The 22,300-nt window shown below is 66.8% G+C and carries 20 protein-coding genes; 9 read left to right on the top strand and 11 right to left on the bottom strand.

The genetic code is table 11. The features are described 5' to 3' along the window. The first annotated feature begins 691 nt into the window (after positions 1 to 691). Together ACQR1I_RS22870 and ACQR1I_RS22865 are read left to right on the top strand one after the other, a co-directional pair. Positions 692 to 1,747, top strand: coding sequence for an AI-2E family transporter (locus ACQR1I_RS22870; protein WP_434868353.1), 1,056 nt, complete (start codon positions 692 to 694; stop codon positions 1,745 to 1,747). A gap of 390 nt (positions 1,748 to 2,137) precedes the next feature. Continuing rightward, complete coding sequence (locus tag ACQR1I_RS22865) at positions 2,138 to 3,199, top strand: fatty acid desaturase (RefSeq protein WP_434868457.1); 1,062 nt, start codon at positions 2,138 to 2,140, stop codon at positions 3,197 to 3,199. Between the two features lie 5 nt (positions 3,200 to 3,204). Here the strand turns inward: ACQR1I_RS22865 and ACQR1I_RS22860 are convergent, their stop codons facing one another. The 4 genes from ACQR1I_RS22860 to ACQR1I_RS22845 form a co-directional block, all read right to left on the bottom strand. Further along, positions 3,205 to 4,170 (bottom strand): amidohydrolase family protein, encoded by a 966-nt coding sequence (locus ACQR1I_RS22860; protein WP_434868354.1) that lies wholly within the window; start codon positions 4,168 to 4,170, stop codon positions 3,205 to 3,207. A gap of 116 nt (positions 4,171 to 4,286) precedes the next feature. Next, a complete protein-coding gene (locus ACQR1I_RS22855) occupies positions 4,287 to 5,705 on the bottom strand; it encodes a TolC family outer membrane protein (protein ID WP_434868355.1) in 1,419 nt (472 codons plus the stop codon). Between the two features lie 264 nt (positions 5,706 to 5,969). Next, positions 5,970 to 6,749 (bottom strand): enoyl-CoA hydratase, encoded by a 780-nt coding sequence (locus ACQR1I_RS22850; RefSeq protein WP_035647100.1) that lies wholly within the window; start codon positions 6,747 to 6,749, stop codon positions 5,970 to 5,972. Between the two features lie 85 nt (positions 6,750 to 6,834). Continuing rightward, the gene (locus ACQR1I_RS22845) at positions 6,835 to 7,200 is read right to left on the bottom strand and encodes a hypothetical protein (protein WP_434868356.1); all 366 of its coding nucleotides are present in this window, start codon (positions 7,198 to 7,200) and stop codon (positions 6,835 to 6,837) included. A gap of 322 nt (positions 7,201 to 7,522) precedes the next feature. Here ACQR1I_RS22845 and ACQR1I_RS22840 point away from each other — a divergent pair, with 322 nt between their 5' ends. Together ACQR1I_RS22840 and ACQR1I_RS22835 are read left to right on the top strand one after the other, a co-directional pair. Beyond that, the gene (locus ACQR1I_RS22840; protein ID WP_434868357.1) at positions 7,523 to 8,068 is read left to right on the top strand and encodes a sigma-70 family RNA polymerase sigma factor; all 546 of its coding nucleotides are present in this window, start codon (positions 7,523 to 7,525) and stop codon (positions 8,066 to 8,068) included. A 2-nt stretch (positions 8,069 to 8,070) separates the two neighbouring features. Next, positions 8,071 to 8,709, top strand: coding sequence for an NrsF family protein (locus tag ACQR1I_RS22835; protein ID WP_434868358.1), 639 nt, complete (start codon positions 8,071 to 8,073; stop codon positions 8,707 to 8,709). Positions 8,710 to 8,728: 19 nt separating this feature from the next. On the opposite strand, the gene ACQR1I_RS22830 is transcribed toward ACQR1I_RS22835, so the two are convergent. Continuing rightward, positions 8,729 to 9,838: a DUF2336 domain-containing protein gene (locus ACQR1I_RS22830; protein WP_434868359.1), complete on the bottom strand. Its 1,110-nt coding sequence runs from the start codon at positions 9,836 to 9,838 to the stop codon at positions 8,729 to 8,731. Positions 9,839 to 9,848: 10 nt separating this feature from the next. After that, on the bottom strand, positions 9,849 to 10,991 hold the full coding sequence (locus ACQR1I_RS22825; RefSeq protein ID WP_434868360.1) for a GGDEF domain-containing protein: 1,143 nt from the start codon (positions 10,989 to 10,991) through the stop codon (positions 9,849 to 9,851). Between the two features lie 408 nt (positions 10,992 to 11,399). Between ACQR1I_RS22825 and ACQR1I_RS22820 the strand changes: the two genes are divergently transcribed. The 4 genes from ACQR1I_RS22820 to ACQR1I_RS22805 all read left to right on the top strand — a co-directional run bounded on the left by ACQR1I_RS22820 (position 11,400) and on the right by ACQR1I_RS22805 (position 15,567). Then, on the top strand, positions 11,400 to 11,969 hold the full coding sequence (locus ACQR1I_RS22820) for a sigma-70 family RNA polymerase sigma factor (protein ID WP_434868361.1): 570 nt from the start codon (positions 11,400 to 11,402) through the stop codon (positions 11,967 to 11,969). Beyond that, on the top strand, positions 11,966 to 12,850 hold the full coding sequence (locus tag ACQR1I_RS22815) for a hypothetical protein (protein ID WP_434868362.1): 885 nt from the start codon (positions 11,966 to 11,968) through the stop codon (positions 12,848 to 12,850). Before ACQR1I_RS22820 ends, ACQR1I_RS22815 begins: the two co-directional genes overlap by 4 nt. Positions 12,851 to 12,907: 57 nt before the next feature. Continuing rightward, entirely contained in the window at positions 12,908 to 14,551 is a 1,644-nt protein-coding gene (locus ACQR1I_RS22810) for a S8 family serine peptidase (RefSeq protein ID WP_434868363.1), read from the top strand. 464 nt (positions 14,552 to 15,015) lie between these two features. Beyond that, the gene (locus ACQR1I_RS22805; RefSeq protein ID WP_434868364.1) at positions 15,016 to 15,567 is read left to right on the top strand and encodes a TIGR03809 family protein; all 552 of its coding nucleotides are present in this window, start codon (positions 15,016 to 15,018) and stop codon (positions 15,565 to 15,567) included. A gap of 1 nt (position 15,568) precedes the next feature. On the opposite strand, the gene ACQR1I_RS22800 is transcribed toward ACQR1I_RS22805, so the two are convergent. Further along, positions 15,569 to 16,942 (bottom strand): TIGR03808 family TAT-translocated repetitive protein, encoded by a 1,374-nt coding sequence (locus tag ACQR1I_RS22800; protein WP_434868365.1) that lies wholly within the window; start codon positions 16,940 to 16,942, stop codon positions 15,569 to 15,571. Positions 16,943 to 17,225: 283 nt separating this feature from the next. Here ACQR1I_RS22800 and ACQR1I_RS22795 point away from each other — a divergent pair, with 283 nt between their 5' ends. Then, complete coding sequence (locus ACQR1I_RS22795; protein ID WP_434868366.1) at positions 17,226 to 17,513, top strand: GlsB/YeaQ/YmgE family stress response membrane protein; 288 nt, start codon at positions 17,226 to 17,228, stop codon at positions 17,511 to 17,513. 72 nt (positions 17,514 to 17,585) lie between these two features. Here ACQR1I_RS22795 and ACQR1I_RS22790 read toward each other — a convergent pair whose 3' ends face one another. The 4 genes from ACQR1I_RS22790 to scpA form a co-directional block, all read right to left on the bottom strand. After that, positions 17,586 to 18,221 (bottom strand): pyroglutamyl-peptidase I, encoded by a 636-nt coding sequence (locus ACQR1I_RS22790; protein ID WP_434868367.1) that lies wholly within the window; start codon positions 18,219 to 18,221, stop codon positions 17,586 to 17,588. Then, complete coding sequence (gene meaB / locus ACQR1I_RS22785) at positions 18,218 to 19,210, bottom strand: methylmalonyl Co-A mutase-associated GTPase MeaB (RefSeq protein WP_434868368.1); 993 nt, start codon at positions 19,208 to 19,210, stop codon at positions 18,218 to 18,220. The genes ACQR1I_RS22790 and meaB overlap by 4 nt, the downstream gene beginning before the upstream one ends. 35 nt (positions 19,211 to 19,245) lie before the next feature. Continuing rightward, the gene (locus tag ACQR1I_RS22780) at positions 19,246 to 20,022 is read right to left on the bottom strand and encodes a DUF3298 domain-containing protein (RefSeq protein ID WP_434868369.1); all 777 of its coding nucleotides are present in this window, start codon (positions 20,020 to 20,022) and stop codon (positions 19,246 to 19,248) included. Between the two features lie 117 nt (positions 20,023 to 20,139). Continuing rightward, positions 20,140 to 22,296 (bottom strand): methylmalonyl-CoA mutase, encoded by a 2,157-nt coding sequence (scpA, locus tag ACQR1I_RS22775; protein ID WP_434868370.1) that lies wholly within the window; start codon positions 22,294 to 22,296, stop codon positions 20,140 to 20,142. Between the last annotated feature and the right edge of the window lie 4 nt (positions 22,297 to 22,300).

Below are 22,300 nucleotides of genomic sequence, written 5' to 3'. Positions count from 1 at the left end.
TGCCGGGCGCTGGCCGCACCCATGGCCCGCCTGCGAAAAAAATGCAGGCGGCAGAACCACAGGTTCAGCCGAGACATCCCGGCATTCCCTGCGCGATGGTCTTCACGCTTATACGCGCTCTCCCCGGGGACCGGCTTTCTTGCCCCCGTCGGCTGCGAAGGTCATCAGAACTCCACAACCTTGGCCTCAGCACCGGGAGGCCAGGACCACGCGACTTCACGTACGCCAGTGCGTCGCTCGTCCGCACATGATGCGCGCCGATGCCCTCGCGTCCACCGCATTGCCGGCCCAACGTCTCGTGACGACGCGTACGCCCCTCATTCGGACCGGAACACGGAGGTTATGCACGTGTTTGCTGATTTTCGGAAGAGATTTATTTTTTCCAGAAGCTCTTGAAAACGGCGTTGTCGTTGAGCGCGCGGGCGAAATCCGTGTTCTGGCGCAGGATCTCGCGGCTCCGCCGATCGTCATTCCGGGGCAGCCGCGCCGCGGAATGACCGTGAGGCGGCGTGCGTGCCCGATGGTGAACGTGATATGAGCTGCGACGCGATCGTGCATGGGTGCCGATCTGCGGCAGCGGTCTCGCAGCCAGGTTGGAGTCCGAATGCCGCGTTCATGCGTTGCATCCGGCGACGGCCGGCCGAGGGGCCGGACACGCGTCGCGAAGGCGCGGCCAGATCGGAAAGGTGAGATGCGCAGTTTGGAAGACCGGATCCTGCTGTTCCTGCTTGTCCTGATCACGCTGGCGCTCGGCTGGATCCTGCTGCCGTTCTATGGCGCCCTGCTGTGGGGCGTCGTCGGCGCGATCGTGTTTGCGCCGCTGCACCGGCGTCTGTCGCGCGCGATGCACGGCCGCGACGGCCTTGCCGCGGCGATCGTCGTCCTGCTGGTCGTGCTGATCGTCATCATCCCGCTGTCGCTGATCGGAGCGGCGCTGGCGCAGCAGGCGTCCGGTGTCTACGCTCAGGCGCAGTCTGGGCAGCTGGACGTCGGGCAGTACTTCCAGAAGGTGCTGGAGGCGCTTCCGACCTGGGTGGTCGATCTGCTCAACCGCTTCGGGCTCGGCAGCCTGGCCGGGCTAAAGGACAGATTGTCCGCCGTTCTGCTGAGAGGGAGCCAGATCCTCGCAAGCCAGGCGCTGAACATCGGTCAGGGAACCTTTGAGTTTTTCGTCAACCTGTTCCTGATGCTCTATCTGCTGTTCTTCCTGCTGCGCGACGACATTGCCCTGTCGACCCGCATTGCGAACGCCATTCCGCTGCGCGACGCGCAACGCGAGGCGTTGCTGGCGAAGTTCACGGTGGTGATCCGCGCCACGGTGAAGGGCAATCTCGTCGTCGCCCTGGCTCAGGGCGCCTTGGGTGGCCTGATCTTCTGGTTCCTCGGCATCACCGCGCCCTTGCTCTGGGCCGTGGTGATGGCGTTCCTGTCGCTGCTTCCCGCCTTTGGCGCCGGACTGGTGTGGTTTCCGGTCGCGCTCTATCTGCTCGCCAGCGGGGCGATCTGGCAGGGCGTGATCCTGATCGCCTATGGTGCCCTGGTCATCGGCCTCGTCGACAATCTGCTGCGCCCCATCCTGGTCGGGCAGGACACCAAGATGCCGGATTATGTGGTGTTGATCTCGACGCTCGGGGGAATCGATGTGTTCGGGCTCAATGGCTTCATCATCGGCCCGGTGATCGCGGCCATGTTCATCGCGATCTGGGAGATGTTCTCAGTTGCACGACGGGAGGGGAGTGCTGTCTGAGGGACGACGACGGGATCACCGCCGGGCTCATCCCTCACCGTGGTGGCGGTGGGCCAGTGCCTTCGGTACCGGGCGCTGCCCCGGGCCGAGGCCGGAAAGGGCGCCGATGCGGCTGAATACGGATCGTACTCGCCCTGTCCTAGCCATCAGCCGTTCGGCCGGTTATTCTCCGCGGAATCGCCGCATGCGCTCTTTACCTCCGGCTCGTCGCCGGGCGCATGATGGGCCATCCGGCTTCGACGACGGCGAGACCAGCGAAAGCTGATGGGGTATTGAGCTCCTGCCGGCTGTTCTGCGGCAGCAGGGGGTCTTCAGTTTGCGGCCGCGCCAAACGCGGCCGCCAGAGAACACAGGGTGGAGACGACATTGCAATTCGATCAGCCAGTCGCGATGGCGATTGTGCCGAAAGACCGCGCCACCGTGCGTGGCGGCGCTCACGAGGGCCGTACGGCGGCCGACGCCCGGTACTGGGCTCAGATCCTTAGCAGCTACCGCACGCCCGACCGCCTGCGCAGCGTGACCGAACTGGTGATCACGGTCGTGCCGCTGGTGGCGCTGTGGACGGCCGCATGGTTCGCGTTCTCGATCGGCCATGTCTGGGCGTCATCGCTGATCGCCATTCCAGCCGGCGGCTTCCTGGTACGCCTGTTCATGATCCAGCACGATTGCGGCCATGGCACCTTCTTCGCCGGTCGCCGGGCCAATGACTGGGTCGGCCGCGTCCTCGGCGTGCTCACCCTGACGCCGTACGACTGGTGGCGACGCGCGCATGCGATCCACCACGCCACCAGCGGCAACCTCGACCGGCGCGGCATCGGCGATATCGATACCTTGACCGTCCGGGAATATCAGGCCCGGTCGAGCTGGGCGCGTCTGCGTTACCGGCTGTACCGCCATCCGCTGGTGATGTTCGTGGCCGGACCCGCCTACATGTTTTTCCTGCAGCACCGCCTGCCAATCGGTTTCATGAGCGCCGGCTGGTCGCCCTGGGTCAGCACGATGGCCACCAATGTCGGGATCGCCCTGGTCGCCGCAGGCTTGATGTGGCTGATCGGCATCCCGGCGTTCCTGGCCGTGCATCTGCCGATCATGCTGTTCGCCGCCATGGCCGGCGTCTGGCTGTTCTATGTCCAGCACCAGTTCGAGCACACCGTCTGGGAGCACGACGAGCAATGGACGATGCAGCAGGCGGCTTTGTATGGCAGCTCGTATTACGACCTGCCGGCATGGTTGCGCTGGCTGACCGGCAACATCGGCATCCACCACGTCCACCATCTGTCGAGCCGGATTCCCTACTACCGGCTGCCGGTCGTGTTGCGCGATCATCCCGAACTGCGCGACATCGGCCGCATCACGCTGCCCGAGAGCCTGCGCTGCGTCCGGCTGGTGCTGTGGGACGAAAAGCAGCGCCGCCTGGTGTCGTTCCGCGACGTCGAGGTGGCGAGGCGATAGAACCGTCAGAAGCCGTAGAGCCTGGCCGGATTGTCGACCAGGATCTTCTGGCGGATCGCCGCATCCGGCGCCCACACCGGCAGCTGATTGAGCAGGCGGCCGTCGTCGATCGGATAGAACGGCCTGATGTCGGTGACCTTCAGTTCCGGGTGCGGCGACGAATCCGGATGCGGCCAGTCGGTGCCCCAGACGATGCGGTCGGGGTTGGCGGCGATCAGAGCTTTCGCGAACGGGATGACGTCAGCGTAATCCGGTCCGCGGGTCGAGGCGCGGTAGGCGCCGGAGATCTTCACATAGGCCTTGCCGCTGCGGACGAGCTCGACCAGATCCGAGAAGCCGTGCTGCTCGAGGCCGAGCCCGGCCTGAGCGCCGCCGAAATGATCGAATACGGCCGTGACCGGCGATTGCATCACCAGGTCCTTGATGGCCGCGATCATCGTCGGCGTCGTGTAGAGCTGGACGTGCCAGCCGCGCGCCTTCATGCGATCGACGGCGGCCTGGAAGCGGGCACGGCCGACATTGGGATCGTTGACGCCGCCGGTCGCGAGATTGAGGCGGATGCCGCGGAAGCCATCGGCATTCATGCCGTCGAGCTGGGCCTCGGTGGTCTTGTCGTCGATCACGGCGACGCCGCGGGCGTCGTTGCCACGGGCCTTCATGCCGAACAAGGTCGCGGAATTGTCGGTGCCGTAGACGCTCGGCGTCACGATCACCACCCGTTTGATGTGTAGCGCCTTGTGCAGGGCCGCCATCTCCTCAGGCGATGCCGGCTCCGGCGTGTAGACGCGATTGGCCGCGAACGGGAACTTGTCCGGATCGCCGTGAATATGGGTGTGGCAGTCGCAGGCATCCGCCGGCACGTCGAAGTCGACCGGAGTGGCGGGTTGCGAGGGCTTGGCGCGGGCGGCGGTCGTGTTCATCGTCACTCCGGCGGCAAGCGAGGCCAGCAGCAGGCTGCGGCGGTTCAACATGGTGATCCTCCCCCGGAATGTCGCGCGTGCGTGGGGGGACGCGCGTCTGGTGGGATGAGGGTGAACGGTCGCGCGGCAGGGGGCAAGCGCGAACAGCGCGGCTTGAGCTCGCGCTGCTACTGCCCCGACGGCGTGCGCAGGCCGTGCCAAGCGTCGCGGACCTGATGGTAGTGGACTTCGGGCAGATAGTCCGGCGTGTTCAGATTGAGGTTCTTGACGTCGAGCCGGCCGACCGCGCTGAGCAGTGTGTAGGAGGCGATGACGCGGTCGCGCTGGGCGCCGATCAGGCGCGCCTTGGCCTGGATCAGGTCGGCTTGCGAGTTCAGCACGTCGACGGTGGTGCGCTGGCCGCCTTGCGCCTCGCGCGAGACGCCTTGCAGCGCGACGGTGGCAGCCTTGACCTCGGCCTCGGAGGCGCTGACGGCGACCTTGGCGCCTTCATTGGCGACCCAAGCGCTGACGACAGCTGTGCGCGTCTGGTTGCGGACCTGGTCGAGCACGAGGCGGCTCTGCGCCGCGAGCTCCTTGGACTGCCGGGTCTGCGACGCGGCCGTGCCGCCGTCATAGATCGGCGCGGTGACGCTGCCGACGATCGAGGCCTGGTCGGTGCCGAAGGTGCCGAGCGTCTGGTCCGAATCGCGGCTGCGGCTGACATTGCCCTGCAGGGTCACGCTCGGCAGCAGCGCGCCCTCGGCGATGTGGATCGAGGTCGACGCCGCATCGACGTCGAAGCTGGCGGCCGCGACCGCCGGATTCTCCTTGCTGGCGAGTGCGATCGCATCCTCGCGCGAGCGCGGCAGCAGCCGGTCGATCGGATCGGCAGCGCGGAGCTGGCCCGGCGCCATGCCGATCACCTGCGCATAGGTGGCCTGGCTGATGGCGAAATTGACCTCGGCGGCGTTGAGGTCGGAGAGGCCGCGCGACAGCCGCGCCTCGGCCTGCGACGCATCGGTCGGCGTCACGTCGCCGGCGTTGAGGCGGCGCTGCGTCACCGACAGCGTCTCGCGCAGGAAGGCAACGTTCGACTTCTGCGCCTCGACCAGCGACTGGTTGGCGAGCACGTTGGTGTAGGCGGTGACGGCGTCGAGCAGGATGCCCTGGCCGACATTGCGCAGTGCCTCGCGGCCGGACTGCACCTGCAGCTCCGCCATGCGGACGCTGTTGGCGGTGCGGAAGCCGTTGAACAGCGTCTGCGAGACGGTGACGCCGATAGTCCAGGGCTTCAGGGTCGCGGTCTGGACAGTGTTGCCGGGAAGCAGATTGCGCACCGCCTGCAGGCCGGCGCCGAGGCTCGCAATCAGCTGCGGACGATAGCCGGCCAGCGCCTGCGGCACGTTCTCATCGGTGGCGCGCTGGCGCGCGCGCTCGGCATTGAGCGCCGGATTGGTCTGATACGCCTTGGCGAGCGCGGCCGCGAGATCCTCGGCGCGCGCAGGCGAGCCGATGGCCGCAAGGCCGACGGCCAGGGTCAGGCCAAGGCCGATCCGCCGTGCATGCACCCCGCCGACGCCAAATTGTTTGGCTCGACCCACCATCCGACTCCGCCGCGTCCCACGATCTTAACCAATCGTTTACCTGTTTACGGCGGGGAGCTGCCACACACAAACCGCTGGTGTGAAATTGGGCTGGCTTTTCCATGGTTTGTTGTGGCGCTCCCGCCACAGACCAATCGTCGCGGGGCCGCGGCATGATCGCGCGGTAGGCGGGTGAGTGGGGCAGGCGTGCGACGCGAATCGGGGCGGCTGCGCTCGAGCTCACTTCCAGACAGGCGACTCAGCGGCGCGCAGAGTGGCGCACGCTCACCTGTTCTTGTTCACCGGCTTGCGCTTCTCGATGAAGGCGGCCATGCCCTCGGCGCGGTCTTCGAGGGCGAAGGTGGCGTGGAAGAGATTGCGCTCGACGTTCATGCCTTCGGACAGCGGGGTCTCGAAGGCGCGGTTGACGGCCTCCTTGGCCATCGCCGCGGCGGGACGCGACATCGCGGCGATCTTCTCGGCCGCAGCCATGGTCTCTTCCATCAGCTTGTCGGCCGGGACGATGCGGCTGACCAGGCCGGCGCGTTCGGCTTCCGCCGCGTCCATCATGCGGCCGGTGAGGCAGAGGTCCATGGCCTTGGCCTTGCCGATGGCGCGCGTCAGGCGCTGCGTGCCGCCGATGCCCGGGATGGTGCCGAGCGTGATTTCCGGCTGGCCGAACTTGGCAGTGTCGGAGCAGATGATGAAGTCGCACATCATGGCGAGCTCGCAGCCGCCGCCCAGCGCATAGCCCGAGACCGCGGCAATGGTCGGCTTGCGGCAGCGCGCCACGCGATCGCCGCCGATCGCGGTGAAGTCGCTCGAGAACATGTCGATGAAGCTCTTGGGCTGCATCTCCTTGATGTCCGCCCCGGCGGCGAACGCCTTCTCGCTGCCGGTGATGACGATGCAGCCAATGGCGTCGTCGGCCTCGAGGTCGTCGACGGCTGCGGCGATCTCGCGGAAGACGCCGAAAGATAATGCGTTGAGCATTTTCGGCCGGTTCAAGGTGATGACGCCGACGGCGCCTTTGCCCTCGACAATGATGTGCTCGTAAACGCTCATGATTCCCACCCCGCAAATCAAAACAGCGGGCAATGTGCCCGCTGGATCGAATCGCTTCAAGTCGCCGGTGTGCCCGAGCGGCGCCTCAGATCATGAACATCCGGGCGGCCGAGCCCAACGTGAGCAGGGTGCCGCAGGCGATGAAGATCTTGCCGATGATCGAGGCCCGGTCCCAACCCGAGCTGTCGTCATTGCTGACGGTCGCCATGCTCACGGTGACGGGCTCGCTCGGTGCGGTCTCGTTCGCGGCGGCATCGGCCGCCTGGGCCTGGACCTCGACCTGCGGGGCCGGGAACACGTCGGTCTTGGCTTCCGGCGCGCTGTCGGATCCGACCGGCAGGAACGGGCTATAGGCCTTCTCGGCCGCGCGTGCCAATCCAGTGCCTGCAAGGCCTAGCACGAACGCGGCGGCAATGATCAATGCTGAACGTCCCCTGGATTGGATCGTCATCGTCGGCGTTCTCCCCATCCCGCCAGCCCATGCGCGAGTGAGACCCCCACAAATGTCGAGAACGGGGCAGAAAATGGGTATCTTCCTGCCGCTCAAGGCAAAACCTTGGCGGCGCCGCAGTTGCGGCCCTCCCTTACAAAGCTGGTCCTGTCACCTGCGATTCGGTGCTAAGGAGCGGTTCCAGACTTGACTGCCGGCGTGCTCGCGATGTGGCGTAACTCGGATGCTTCCGAGGCCGAAGCAAAAATCACGAATTCGTGATCAGCTCGGCCGGGGAGTAACAAGCTGGAAGTCCGGGCGAATTCTTGGGGGTGGAGCCTAGGTGCGCGAGCGTGACGACGAGTGGACGGCCTGGATGCGCCAGGCGGTCGCCGGTGACGACGAGGCCTATCATCGTCTGCTGAGGGCGATCACACCCGTGTTGCGTGCAGCTTCACGGCGCGGTCTGGCGCGCGCCGGCCAGCCGCCCGATCAGGCCGAGGACATCGTGCAGGAGATTCTGTTGGCGGTTCACCTCAAGCGGCATACCTGGGACGTCAGCGCCCCGTTTGCGCCGTGGCTGTTCGCGATCGCCCGCAACAAGCTTATCGACATGCTGCGCCGGCGCGGCCGGCGCGTGTTCGTCGACATCGACGATTTCGCGGAGACGCTGGCCGACGAGCCTCCGGCGCCGACCGTCTCCGCCGGCGAGGTCGAGGCACATCTGAACACGCTGCCGCAGCGTCAGCGTGACGTGCTGCAGTCGATCGCGGTCGAGGCGAGCTCGATCAAGCAGACCGCGCAGAAATTTTCGATGAGCGAAGGCGCGGTCCGGGTGGCGCTGCACCGCGCGCTTTCGACCCTCACGGCCAAGCTACGGGACACGTGACCATGGACACCGATCAGCTCATCCGCTCGCTCGCCGCCGACAATGCGCAACGCGCGCAGCCGGTCGGCATCGTCCTGGCGCTGGCGCTGATGGCGGCGACGCCGGTGTCGACAGCGATGCTTCTGATCGGGCTGGGTATCCGGCCCGACATCTGGATCGCGGTACGCAATCCGTTCTTCGATCTGAAGTTCGTGGTGACCACGGCGCTGGCGATCCCGGCACTCGTCATCAGCCTGCATCTGTCGCGGCCGGAAGCCTCGCTGCACGGCTGGAGTTGGCTCCTGATCGCGCCGATCGTGGTTCTCGTCGCCGGCATCGCGGCCGAGATGATGCTGCCGCAGCGCGCGCCGATGATGGCGCGGCTGATCGGTCACAATTCGATGCTGTGCATGAGCGCCATTCCGGTGTTGTCGTTGCCGCTGCTGGCCGCCTCGCTGTTCGGCTTGCGGCACGGGGCGCCGTCGCGCCCGGCGGTTGCCGGCGCCATTGCCGGGCTGGTGTCGGCGGGCGTCGCGGCGACGCTCTATGCCGCGCATTGCAACGATGATTCGCCGCTGTTCGTCGCCACCTGGTATACGGCCGCCGCGCTGATCGTCGCCGGGCTCGGAGCCGCGATCGGCGCGCGGGCGCTGCGTTATTGAGATCGCTGCGATCGGCCGGTCAGGCCTGAATCGGCGTGGCGACATCCCGGACGCGGTGGAAGCGCAGCACCTGCTGTGCCGTCGCCTGTCTCAGCCGCTCATAGGTGGCCTTGCAGGCGGCGAGGTCGGTCGGCGCCGTGCCCGTGAGTTCATCGCGCATCAGGATCATCGACTTGACCGTCTGCCACGACAGACCCGCCACCTTGGCGAGGATCATGACGCCCTCGGCGCGGCTCTCGATCATGATGCTCTCGGCCACCGCGACCGGAACGTTGGCCATTGCCGCGACGGCCGCATTGGCCTCGTCGAATTTCCGGCTCTCGGTGAACTGGACGACGAGCTGATCGTCGAGACGGCCCTCGGCATGCAGCGAGCGGATGAGCCCGTGCGCGATCTCCGTCTGGCTGGTCAAGGCCACGGTCGCCGAACGGGCCCGCCGGCCCGCCATGCGGACCGCGGAGGACACCTCCTGTGCCAGTTTCGGGTTCGCCGCCTCGAGCCGCGCGCGGACGGTGGCTGAGGCCTTGGACACCAACCTCAGATAGAGATGGCGCGGCAGATTGGGACGCATGGCGAGGCAGGCCGCCAGATCCTCGTCGCTCGCGGCACGGTCGAGCAGCCTGTCGACGCTGCGCTCCGACAGAGCGGCGCCGGGATTGCTGACGGTGCTGTGCACGACCTCGTCATTGCCGCGCCGGAGCAGGATGTCGGTTACGGCGCGGCTGAGCACGCGGCGAATCGAGATCGCCAGCAGATGCGCCTGGCTCTTGGTCTCCGCCGTCCGGATCAGCGCGGCCTCGCCGAGCCGCTCGGATTTCGACAGAACGGGGCCCGCGACCTCGATCGCGTCATCGTCGGCGAGCCGCGCCAGCGTCCGCGGCGGCGCGCAGTCGATCGGCGCGAGGCGGCTGGCAAGCAGGGCACGGGCCGATGTCTCGATATGCGCGATCAGGCATTCGAATACGTCGTCGAACAGGGCGACCTGATCATCGGCGAAATCGGCTGCGCCGTCGACGAACAGGTCGGTGACCTTGCGCAGGGTCTCGATCCGCCGCGCGACGGTGCCGTGCGCGAGCGTGTCCTGCAGCTCATCGAGCAGGTTTTCGGTGGATGCAAGCTTGCCGCTCATCTTGAGCCGGTCAGGCGCGAGTGACGCGATTGCGCCCCTGCGCTTTCGATTCGTAGAGCGCGCGATCGGCGCGGGCCAGCAGCGACTCGGTCGTCTCGTCGCCACGCCCGGTCGCGACGCCGGCGGAGAACGTGACCTGCAAGCCGGTCGAGAACGCACTCCAATCGAGGTCGGCGATGATCTGGCGCAGTCGCTCGGCGAGCCGGCACGCGGGGTCGGCCGGCGCGCCGGGCAGCACCAGCAGGAACTCCTCGCCGCCGTAGCGGCCGAAGCGATCGCTGCCGCGAATGTTGGCGAACATGGTGATGGCGAAGGTACGCAGTACGTCGTCGCCGGTCGGATGACCATGCTCGTCATTGATGCGCTTGAACCAGTCGAGGTCGATCAGCACGACCGAGCACGGCTTGCCGATCTGCCGCGACCGCGCCATCTCGTCCTCCAGCATATGCATGATCGAGCGCCGGTTCAGCGCGCCGGTGAGCTCGTCGATCTCGGCCAGCTCCTCGATGCGGCGATATGCTTCCTTCAGCTTCAGGCCGCGCTGATACAGCGACTCGCGCAATGCGCTGGAGAAGATGCCGAGAAACATGCAGGCGGCGATGGTGAGCACGAACACCAGCAGCGTCGCGAGCCGCTCCAGCGCATTGGCGGTGGGCATGCCGAGCGGCTTGTCGGTCAGCAGGAACAGTCCGGCGAGGCCGAGCGACAGGAAGGTCCAGCAGATCGCGGTCTGGCGCGGCGTCGCCCGCAGCGAGCTGAAGCCGACGACCAGATACAGCGTGCACAGGAATACGATGCTGACCTCGGGCGCCACGTAGCAGAATGCGACCGTGAACATCATGCTCACGATCGATTGCGGCACCACGAGGTAGTGATCCTCGAAGCGGTCGTTGAAGCCGCTCTCCGACAGCGAGGCCCACAGCGCGACGGTCGCAACGCCGATCGCGGCATAGGCCGGCGCGATCACGGTCGGCACGACGCCGGCCTGGGCATAGATCAGCAGAATGACGGCATCGATGAGGTAGCACCCGGCGATCATGGCGTAGATCTGCCGGCGTTGGCCGACGCGACGTGCGCGAACATGCTGCGGCGGCGACTTCGCGCCGCGTGCCCCGGCCATCGGAGGTGAAAGAGGCGGTGCCGTCGTGCCCATGTGCTCGCAATTCTTCGTCGCCGGGCGAAAATCTACGTGGGAAAGCCTTTAACTTTGGTATCTATGGGAACCGGGGACCATGAGGTGACGACCAACGGCCGGCACATGCAAAGACAGGGAATTCACGGGCTTTTGCCGCGTGGATCCCATGTAGCGCATCGATCGGAGGAGGGCGGAACTTCGGGTGATCGAGACTGTGCGCGAAAAGGTCGCCGCGACCGGGCCGCGCGTGAGGATGGGCCGTAACATGGTAGGTAGGACCGCGCTTGGCGCGAGGGGAGCGGGCGATCCGGCGGGTCTGTGCGCCAGCTCACATTTCGGGACGTATCTTTCCGGTATTTTGAAGATTTTTGCGGTTGTATTCGAACCCCGAGCTCATTCCTCCAGACCAACATTGCGAGACGGCCATTGAGCGTGACAGCAGCGGCGTCAGATGAAACCCTGATTGCCAGGATCGCTCAAGGCGACCGGCTCGCCATGCAGGTGCTGTATGGACGGCACCATGTCAGGGTGTTCCGCTTCGGGCTCCGGCTCGTGCGGGACGAACAGGTGGCGGAAGATCTCATCAGCGAGGTCTTCCTCGATGTCTGGCGCCAGGCCGGCAAGTTCGAAGGCCGCTCCGCCGTTTCGACCTGGCTGCTGGCGATCACGAGATTCAAGGCGCTGTCGGCACTTCGGCGCCGCAAGGACGTTGAGCTGGAAGACGAGGCTGCGAACGCGATCGAGGACACGTCCGACGATCCCGAAGTCGCGGTCCAAAAAAAGGATACCGGGGAAGCCCTGCGCAAGTGCCTGACCGCGCTTTCGCCAGACCACCGGGAGATCGTCGATCTCGTCTACTACCACGAAAAGTCCGTGGAGGAGGTGGCCGAGATCGTCGGAATTCCGGAAAACACCGTCAAGACGCGCCTGTTCTATGCGCGCAAGAAATTGGCCGAACTGCTGAAGGCGGCCGGCATTGAGCGAGGCTGGCCATGATGGCATTGAGCAAGAGGATGCTGGAGCAAGAGCCCAGTGAAATCGAACTGCTGCTGCCGTGGTACGCCGCCGGCACGCTGAACGCGCGCGACATGCGCCGCGTCGAGGAGGCGCTCGCCAGCGATGCCGCGCTCGCGCGCCAGTATGCCGAAATTCAGAGCGAGTATGCCGAGACCATCGCGCTCAACGAGACGCTCGGTGCCCCGTCGATGCGGGCGATGCAGAAGCTGTTTGCCGCGATCGAAGCGGATCCTGCGCAGAAGCCGGCAACGCCGCCCGGCTTCGGCGCCCGTCTGATGGGATTCTTCGAGAGCCTGTCGCCGCGGACCTTGGCCTGGACCGTCAGCCTGGGTGCCTTGTTGGTGCTGCTGCAGGCCGGCTTCATCGGTTCGGTCCTGATGCGCTCACAGACCGCGACCTACCAGACGGCCTCGCTCGACCAGGACAAGGCGGTCGCGCGCGAGCCTGTGGCCAGCCCCAAGGCTGAAGCTTCCGTCACTGCCGCGCCCAAGCCCGTCGCGCCGCCGCCACCGAGCGCCGCTGTTGCGCCGGCGCCTGCGGAGCGGGCGGCGGACAGCATGATGCGCCAGCGCGTGGCAGAGGCGCCAGCGCCTGCCGCGCCTCTGATCCGGGGTCTCGGGCCGCAAGCCGCCGCAACCGCCGCGCCGGTGCATGCGCTGGTGCGGTTCGTGCCGGAGGCGCGCATCGCCGACATCACCGCGCTGCTCGACAGCTATCAGGCCTCGATCATTGATGGCGCCAAGGGCGGCATGTTCAAGCTGCAGCTCGGCAACGAGCCGCTGCCGAAGGCCGAGGCCGACGCGTTGATGCGGCGGCTGCAGCAGGAGAAGCTGGTGAGCCTCGCCGTGCCCTCGCCATAGCGCGGCCACGCAACGCAGGATCGTCCGATGCCCTGCCGTCGTCCCGTGCAGCCGCGCATGAAAATCTTCGCGCTGGTCAGCGCCGTTGCGCTGCTGGCGGTTGGCGGCGAGCGCGCGCAGGCCCAGGCGATGATGCGCTCGCCCAACATCAACATCCCGAGCCGGATGCCCAGCATGGATTCCGGCATGGCGTTGCGGACGCCGGGGCCGGGCGTGTCGGGACTTTCCGCGCGAACGGTGTCGCCGACGATGCGCTATTCGCCCAACCTGCAGGCGTCCTGCAGCCCGCCCGATCGCAGCGCGTCGGGGGAATGCCTGGAGCGGCGGCCGCCGGGCGGCGACGCCGGCCAGGCCATGGCCAGATCGGGCGGCCGCGGGTCGGAGAAGGGCAAGTCGGCCAAATCAGCGCAGCGGCGTGAGCCCATCACCGCGGCCTCCGATCCGACCATTATCGTCAACGAGCTGATCGCCGAGATCGACGGCAGCCTCTCGGCGGAGCAGGCCGATGCGCTGGCGCGCCGCCATGGCCTGCAGCGCATCAGCTCGCAAAGCTTTCCGCTGATCGGCGCGACCATCGGCCTGTTCCGGATGACCGATCGCCGCCCCGTGGACGCGGTCCGGCGCAGCTTCGCGGCCGACGCCAGTGTGCGATCGGTGCAGCCGAACTATCGCTATACGCTGCAGGACAAGAGCGTGCCGCCGAGCGAAGGCGATCCGGCGCAATATGCGCTGGCGAAGCTGCGTCTGCCGGAGGCGCACCGGCTGGCGCAGGGCTCCAACGTCACCATCGCGGTGATCGATTCCGGCATCGACCTCAAGCATCCGGAATTCGTCGATGCCTCGTTCGACAGCTTCGATGCGCTCGGCGGCGACGAGGGACCGCACGTCCACGGCACCGGCATCGCCGGTGTGATCGTGTCGCATGCGCGCCTGATGGGGAGCGCGCCGTTCGCGCGCGTCATCGCCATTCGCGCGTTCGGTCAGGCCAAGAAGGCCGACGGCAAGGGCCCGGAAAGCAGTTCCTGGGTGATCCTCAAGGCGCTCGACTACGCAGCCCTCCATGGCGCCCAGATCATCAACATGAGCTTTGCCGGGCCGAAGGATGCGGCGATCGAGCGCGCGATTGCCGCGGTCGCCGCCAAGGAGATCGTCATGGTCGCGGCGGCCGGCAATGCCGGACCGAATTCGCCGCCGCTGTTTCCCGCTGCCAATCCGAACGTGATTGCCGTCAGCGCCACTGACACAAGGGATCAGCTGCTGCCGGCGTCGAACCGCGGCAACTATGTCGCGCTCGCGGCGCCCGGGGCGGACATCTTCCTGCCGGCGCCCGACGGCAAGTACCAGATCATCTCGGGCACCTCGTTCTCGGCCGCCTATGTCAGCGGCCTTGCGGCCCTGGTGCTCGAGCGCAATGCCGCCCTGAGGCCGGAAACGGTTCGAACGGTGCTGACGAAGACCGCGCGCGATCTCGGCGCCCCGGGCCGGGATGATCTGTTCGGGGCGGGGGAGGCGGACGCCCTGGCTGCGGTCGAGGCGGTGCTGTCGCCGCGGGAGGCTCCTGCGGTGTCGGCTGCTCCGCCGGCCGCCCAGCAGCGGCGCGATGCGGCACAGGACGCCGCGCCAGCGCGCGAGCTGCGCCCGGCGTCGTCAGCGTCGGCCGGGGAGTCTGGCGGCGGCGCGCTGCGGCCGGCCCAGCAATAGCGGCGGATTGCCGACCAACGTTTTCGTGAACGTCGGAAAATTCTCGTCGCTGCTTTGAACGAACCGCGGTCCGGTGCCGACAGAAGGTACGTGGGAGCGGTGATACCCTCCCCAAGCTATAGACGGCGCGAGCGCCCATCCACCCCAAGCGCCCATATGGCTCGAGCCGTCCGGTTGTCCCCCCGGACGGCTCTTTCATTTTGACGCAACGCCATCGCCCCTTGAGAGCACATTCTCGGGGTTGATCATGCAGTCAGCAACTTCCCAGGATTGTGGTGATCGCCCTGCCAGCGCGCAGGCGGTCTGAAAAAGTCCGCGCAATTACGGCCGGACCCTCAAAGAAGATGGCAATAGCTAGACTTTATTAACCTTTTCCACAAAATATTCACGTCACGTTGCGTTGATTCGTGCCGAGTGCGTCCGTCCCAAATTCAGCGGGCTCCCAAATGACACATCGACTTGACGTGGCTTGCAGCCGCGAGCTGGCTGAGCGCTGGTGCGCGCTTGCCGAAAGGCGGCTCCATCACCTGACCGAATTGTACGATAGCGGCCGCTGGCGGCGCTACTACACCGAACAATCGCTGCTCGACGACATCAGGCATGCCAAGGCGGCGATCGAAACCTGGCAAACGCTGTCGCTGGCCGAGACGCAGCCGATCGCACCTCGGCTGCCGGAGCCGGTCGTGTTCGCTGCGCCGGCTCCCGCTGTCTGGACACCTCCGCCCACCGTCGCGCCCCGGACGATCGAGGTGGCGCCGTCGCTCGAAACCATCCTGGCCGACTCCGAGATCGTCGTCCCGCTCGAGTTGCAGTCGGCTGAGCGCGAGCTCGACCCGGAGCCGAGCGTTGACGAAGACTTCGAGGCGGAACTGACCGACGACGCTCCGCGCATCGACATGGCGGCCCTCGAGCAAGCCCTGAGCATCGGCATTGGCTCCGACGTCGATGACGACGAGCCGGTGGTCGACCTCGATGTCATCGAGCGCCGCTATCCGGCGCTGGCCGTCGCGTACTAGCTCATCGCGAGACGGCGTTGCCGTTGATTGCGAGCTGCGCAACGCGCTGCGCGCCCTCCTGCGTCAGGTCCGATGTCACCGGCTTGATGTGATCGAGCCCGATCACGGCGCCGCGTGGTGTGCCCGAGATCATGTTGTTGCTGACGAGGGCCGTGCCGGCGCCGGGGACCACGGACACGCCGACGCCCGCCAACGCGTTGCGGATGACGTTGCCGGAGATCACGACGTCGCGGAGATAGCGGCCCCAGCCGGCGACGATGCCGTAGGACGGGGCGTTCTCGATCACGTTGCCGGTCACCGTGGAGTCCGCCTCGACATAGATTCCGATCCCGGCATCGTCGTCCGGCGCGGTTCCGATCGGCCGCTTTGGAATCAGGTTGCGGATGATGTTGCCGCTGACGACGGCGATGCGGCCGCCTTCGTTGAAGTTGCAGACCGAGACGCCGAACGCGGCGCCATCCACCGTGTTGCCGCTGATGACGGCACCTTCGAACGCAAACTCCGAATAGAGCGCGACCTCGCGCACGCCTGTGACGCTGTTGCCGACGATCTGGATGTTAGAGGCCGAGTTGCCGCGCACCGCCGAGTAGTCGCAATTCCGGATGCGGTTGCCTCTGACGATGACGTTGCCGGCGCGGAAGGCGTTGATGGCGTTGCCGTACTGGCCCGAGCCGCCGGGCCCCGCCTTGATGTCCTCGATGAAATTGTCGAGCACCATCGTCCCGTCATCGCCGATCGCGGTGCGCAGGATCTCGATGCCGTTGTCGCGGGTGCCCTTGATGGTGTTGCGCGCGACGATCAGCCCGAGCGCGTCAAACGACACGATCGCGGTCACCGCGATGTCGGTCAGGACGTTGCCACTGATGTCGCCGGATACCTGCTCGAGCCAGATGCCGCTGCCGCCGGAGCGGGTGATCTCGCAATCGACGATACGGACTCGGCTGGCCGCCGCAAGATGCAGCAGGCCACGGCGCTGCGGCAGGGCGATGCCGCTGCCGTCGAGCAAGAGGCCTGACAGGCCGACTCCGTCTGTTCCTTCGCCCAGCAGCAGCGATGGCCCGCTGCCGGTGAACACGAGCTTCGTCGCGCCGCGCACGCCCACCAGCTGGCTGCCCTTGGCGAGCCTCAGCGTCGAGGTGCGGTAGGTGCCCGGCGGCAGCGCCAGCGGCGCTTCCACGCGCGCCGCCTCATCGATCGCGCGCTGCAGCGCGCGGGTCTGGTCGTCGGGACTGTTGGGCTTGACGCCATACTGCGTGGCGTCGCGGCCGAGCGTGGCGATCAAGGGGACGGCTTGTGCGGCATCCACCGGCAAGGCCAATGCCCCGGCGGCACCGGCGGCCGATCCGGCCAGAATGCGACGGCGATTGACGTCCATGGTCAGCGTCTCGCGCAAAAGATCACGTGCCGCCACGACTTAAGCTGAAAACATCAATGCTGATGCCGAGGATGAGCGCGGGCCCGCGGCATTGTTGCCGGTAGGGTTAAGGCTTCACCTCAGATCTCCGCTGGCATCGGCCGTGCGTCGCATGTGTGATCCCAACGCAGGTCGTCGGCTGAGGCCGCTGCGCGGGAGCCACCCGCCGGGCCGTTCTCCTCGTGAAGGGAACCAATGGGACTCGCCGACATTGTTCCGGCAAGGGATCAAGTCGGAGAGGGTCATGCATTTATCCAATGAGAGTCTGCTGGTGATTCTTTTCGTCGGCATCGTCGCCGGGTGGCTCGCGGGCCGCGTCATGGATGGCGGTGGCTTTGGCCTGATCGGCGATCTGATCGTCGGCCTGCTCGGCGCCTTCGTCGGCAACTGGCTGCTGCCGCGGCTCGGGATCCATCTCGGAGTAGGGTTGGTCGCTGCCATCATCAACGCCTTCATCGGCGCAGTGGTGCTGTTGCTCCTACTGCGCCTGATCGGCGGCGGATTTGGTCGCCGGCGCCGCTGGAGCGCGTGATACCGGGGCTCGCGGCGGCGTCTGCTGCGCTGGGCCACGAAACTGATCGGTGCAGCTCGTGCGGCCGGATGCCTACCGCGTGAGCTTCACCAGCTCCATCAGCATGGCCTCGCCGGCATCGACCAGCGCCTCAAGCGTGATACGTGAGCTGCCTCGTGGCAGGACCGTGCCGGCGCGCGGCAGCCGGGGGACGTGGATGAACGCGGCGAGGCGCGGGCCGCCGTCGGCCTGCGTTGCCTCGATCGCGCGCCAGCTCAGATAGTTGCAGAGATAGCTGCCGGCGTCGCGCGACGGCCTCGCATCGATGCCGGTGGCACGCGCGGCGCGCAGCAGCCGCTGCATGTGCGGACCGAAGGACACCGGATGCGCGCCCGGCACGATCACGGCTTTGCGTGCGACGTGGCGGTCGGCATCAGGGAATGTCGTGGTCACCGCGTTTCGGGCGCGCGTCTCGATGCGCAGATAGGCTGTGCGCGCCGCGAGACCGAACATCAACAGCGCATGCGGACGCCGCTCGGCGATCAGCCGGGGCAGCTCGCGATCGACGGTGTCGTAGGTGACGTGAAAGATGTGACTGCTGATGTCGACGTCATCCAGCGCCGGCCGCCGCAGCTCCGAAAGCCGCTTCACCAGCGGCATGGTCGGATTCGACGGCGCGCCCGGGAACGGGCCAAACCCTGTGATCAGGATGCGCGGCCGTTCGCTCAAGCCAGCATCTCCGCCAGTTGCTCGGCCGCCAGCGCCGGCGCGACACGGCCCTCGGCGACCTCAGCCTCGAGCTTCTTTACTCGGCTGCGAATGGAAGGATCAGTCCGGAGCCGCGCCATCAGCCGCTGCTCCAGCATCGTCCACATCCACTTCACCTGCTGGTCGCGGCGGCGCGCGGCGAACTCGCCGGAGGCGATCATCGCCTTGCGATGCTCGACCACCTTCTGCCACAGCTCCGCGATGCCCGAACCGGCCATCGCGGAGTAGGTCACGACCGGCGGATGCCAGTGCTCGGAGCGGGGCGCCAGCAGGTGCAGCGCGCCGCGATAGTCGGCCGCGGTGATGTTGGCGCGCTTGATGTTGTCGCCGTCGGCCTTGTTGATCGCGATCATGTCGGCGAGCTCGACCAGGCCCTTCTTGATGCCCTGCAGCTCGTCGCCACCGCCCGGCAGCATCAGCGCGAGGAAGAAGTCGGTCATGTCGCAGACCGCGGTCTCGGACTGACCGATGCCGACTGTCTCGACCAGGATCACGTCGAAGCCCGCGGCCTCGCACAACAGCATCGCCTCCCGCGTCTTGGCGGCGACGCCGCCCAGCGTGCCCGATGACGGCGAGGGGCGGATGAAGGCGTGCTCGTCGTGGGACAGCCGCGCCATCCGCGTCTTGTCGCCGAGAATGGAGCCGCCGGTGCGGGCGGAGGAGGGATCGACCGCGAGCACCGCGACCTTGTGACCCTGCTCGACCAGGTACATGCCAAGCACGTCGATCGTCGTCGACTTGCCGACCCCAGGCGAGCCGGTGATGCCGACCCGGAACGCGTTGCCGGTCTGCGGCAGCAGCGCCTGCACCAGCTCGCGCGCCGTGGCCTGATGGTCGGCCCGCCGGCTCTCGACCAGCGTGATCGCGCGCGCCAGCGCCGCGCGGCTGCCGGCGCGGAGGGCATCGGCCAAGGCCGTAATGTCTGACGAGGAGGCGGAGCGGGAGGACATTCGCCCGTTATAGCGGATGCAGGCCGCCGGGCCAGCTAGTTGTCCTCCGCGTCCCCCTTCGGCCGCGTGCCCGCGAAGATCGCCTGGCCCTCGGGGCTCAGATACGGCTTCAACACCTCCCACGGCACGAACGCGACATACTGGCCTTCGGCGTAGGGGCCGACTGCATAGGGCGGATAGTGGAAGGTGAGGCCGGAGCTCTTGCCGGCCGAGGTCGACGGCGCGAGCGTCACGGCGCCGATCTTCAGCAGCGTCGGCTCGAGCCCCTTGAACCACTCGGCGGTCGCCGTTTCCGTGGCATCGCGCTTCTTCTTTTCCGCCTTGAGCGAGGTGATGATCCCCGCCAGCATCGCCTTCATCGCGGGCCCGTTGTCCGCGGTCTCGGTGAAGAACGGGCGGATGCTGATCGGCTTGGCGGCGGCCTTGTCCCAGAGAATGGTGTTGACGTCGCTGTTGGGATGCGCGCCGTGCGTGTCCATGTAGTCGTCCCTGAGGATGCTGACATAGCGATCGGCGACGACGGAGCGGACGGAATATTTGCGTTCGAACGACCATTTGCCGTCGCGGAAGGCCTGCGGATCCGCCTTGCGCTCCTTCGCGGCATCGGCGGCGTTCTTGTCGATCCACTTCTTGCCGTCGGCGAGACAATACGCGGCGAGCGGCGCGTCGGCTTTGACCTGCGCATCGAGCGTGACGTTGGCCTCGATCGTCCTGGTGTTGATCGCTGCGTCCGGCTTCGGATCGGCGGCGAAGGCCGGCGTGATGGCCAGCAGGCCGAGAACGGCAGCAATGCAAATCGAGGAACGAGTCATGGCAATGAATATCCAGTGGCTGAAGATGCGTATCGCCTGAGATCGCGCAGGTTCAAACGCAACGGCGCGCGATCTCTCGACCGCGCGCCGGAACATGATGCGTCGATGGGGGGAACGCTACTCCGCCGCCTGGCTGTGGCCGAGCCGCGCATTGAGCTTGTGGATCAGCTCCTCGGCTGCGTCGGCGATCACCGTGCCCGGCGGGAAGATCGCCTCGGCGCCGGACTTGTACAGCGCATCGTAATCCTGCGGCGGCACGACGCCGCCGACGATGATCATGATGTCCTCACGGCCCTGCTTCTTCAGCGCGGCCTTCAGCTCCGGCACCGCGGTGAGATGCGCGGCGGCGAGCGACGACACGCCGAGAATATGCACGTCGTTCTCGACCGCCTGCCGCGCCGCCTCGTCGGCGGTGGCGAACAAGGGCCCGATATCGACGTCGAAGCCGATGTCGGCAAACGCTGACGCGATCACCTTCTGGCCGCGGTCGTGGCCGTCCTGGCCGATCTTGGCTACCAGGATGCGCGGCCGGCGGCCCTCGGCCTCCTCGAACGCCTCGATCAGCGCCTGCAGCTTTTCGGCCTTGCCGGACATGGCGGCGATCTCCCGCTTGTAGACGCCGGTGATGGACTTGATCTCGGCACGATGGCGGCCGAACACTTTTTCCAGCGCGTCGGATATCTCGCCGACCGTGGCCTTGGCGCGCGCGGCATCGATCGCCAGCGCCAGCAGATTACCGTTGCCGTCGCCGGCCGAGCGCGTCAGCGCCGCGAGCGCGGCGTCGACCTCGGCCTGCTTGCGCTCGGATTTCAGCCTTGAGAGCTTGTCGATCTGCAGCCGGCGCACGGTGGAATTGTCGACCTTGAGCACGTCGAGCGGCGGCTCGTCGGTCGGCTTGTATTTGTTGACGCCGATGACGGACTGGCGGCCGGTGTCGATGCGGGCCTGGGTCTTGGCGGAGGCCTCCTCGATGCGCAGCTTCGGCACGCCGGCCTCGATCGCCTTGGCCATGCCGCCGAGCTCCTCGATTTCCTGGATGTGGCCCCAGGCCTTGGCGGCGAGATCGCGGGTGAGGCGTTCGACGTAGTACGAGCCGCCCCAGGGATCGATGATCCGGGTGGTGCCGGTCTCCTGCTGCAGGAACAGTTGCGTGTTGCGGGCGATGCGGGCGGAGAAGTCGGTCGGCAGCGCGAGCGCCTCGTCGAGCGCGTTGGTGTGCAGCGACTGCGTATGACCTTGCGTCGCCGCCATCGCTTCGACCGCGGTGCGGACCACGTTGTTGTAGACGTCCTGCGCGGTCAGCGACCAGCCCGAGGTCTGGCTGTGCGTACGCAAGGACAGCGAGCGCGGGTCTTTCGGATTGAACGGCTTCAGGAGCTTCGCCCACAACAGCCGCGCGGCGCGCAGCTTGGCGACCTCCATGAAGAAGTTCATGCCGATCGCCCAGAAGAACGACAGCCGCGGCGCGAAGCGGTCGACGTCGAGGCCGGCCGCGATGCCGGCGCGCAGGTATTCGACGCCGTCGGCGAGCGTGTAGGCGAGCTCGAGGTCCTGCGTCGCGCCGGCCTCCTGCATGTGATAGCCGGAGATCGAGATCGAGTTGAACTTCGGCATCCGCTGCGAGGTGAAGGCAAAGATGTCGGAGATGATCCGCATCGAGGGCGTCGGCGGATAGATGTAGGTGTTGCGCACCATGAACTCTTTCAGAATGTCGTTCTGAATGGTGCCCGACAGCTTCTCCGGCGGCACGCCCTGTTCTTCGGCGGCGACCACGAACAGCGCCAGGATCGGCAGCACCGCGCCGTTCATGGTCATCGACACGCTCATCTGGTCGAGCGGAATGCCGGCGAACAGGGTGCGCATGTCGTAGATCGAGTCGATCGCCACGCCGGCCATGCCGACGTCGCCGCCGACGCGCGGATGATCGGAATCATAGCCGCGGTGCGTGGCGAGATCGAACGCGACGGAGAGGCCCTTCTGGCCGGCGGCGAGGTTGCGGCGATAGAACGCGTTGGAATCCTCGGCCGTGGAGAAGCCGGCATATTGCCGGACCGTCCAGGGCTGGTTGACATACATCGTCGGGTAGGGGCCGCGCAGATAGGGCGCGGTGCCCGGCCACGTCTCCAGAAAATCGATGCCGGCGAGATCGGCCTCGGCATAGGCAGGCTTGACCGGAATGCCTTCCGGCGTCAGCCACGGCTCGGCAGCGCTGGCAGGCGCGGGGGCTGTGGTAGGTTCGAACGCGATGGCGCTGAAATCAGGAATGCGGCTCATGGCC

It is taken from the genome of Bradyrhizobium sp. HKCCYLS2038 (assembly GCF_051167655.1).
Classification (GTDB): Bacteria; Pseudomonadota; Alphaproteobacteria; order Rhizobiales; family Xanthobacteraceae; genus Bradyrhizobium.
This window is presented reverse-complemented; position numbering and strand designations above follow the sequence as displayed.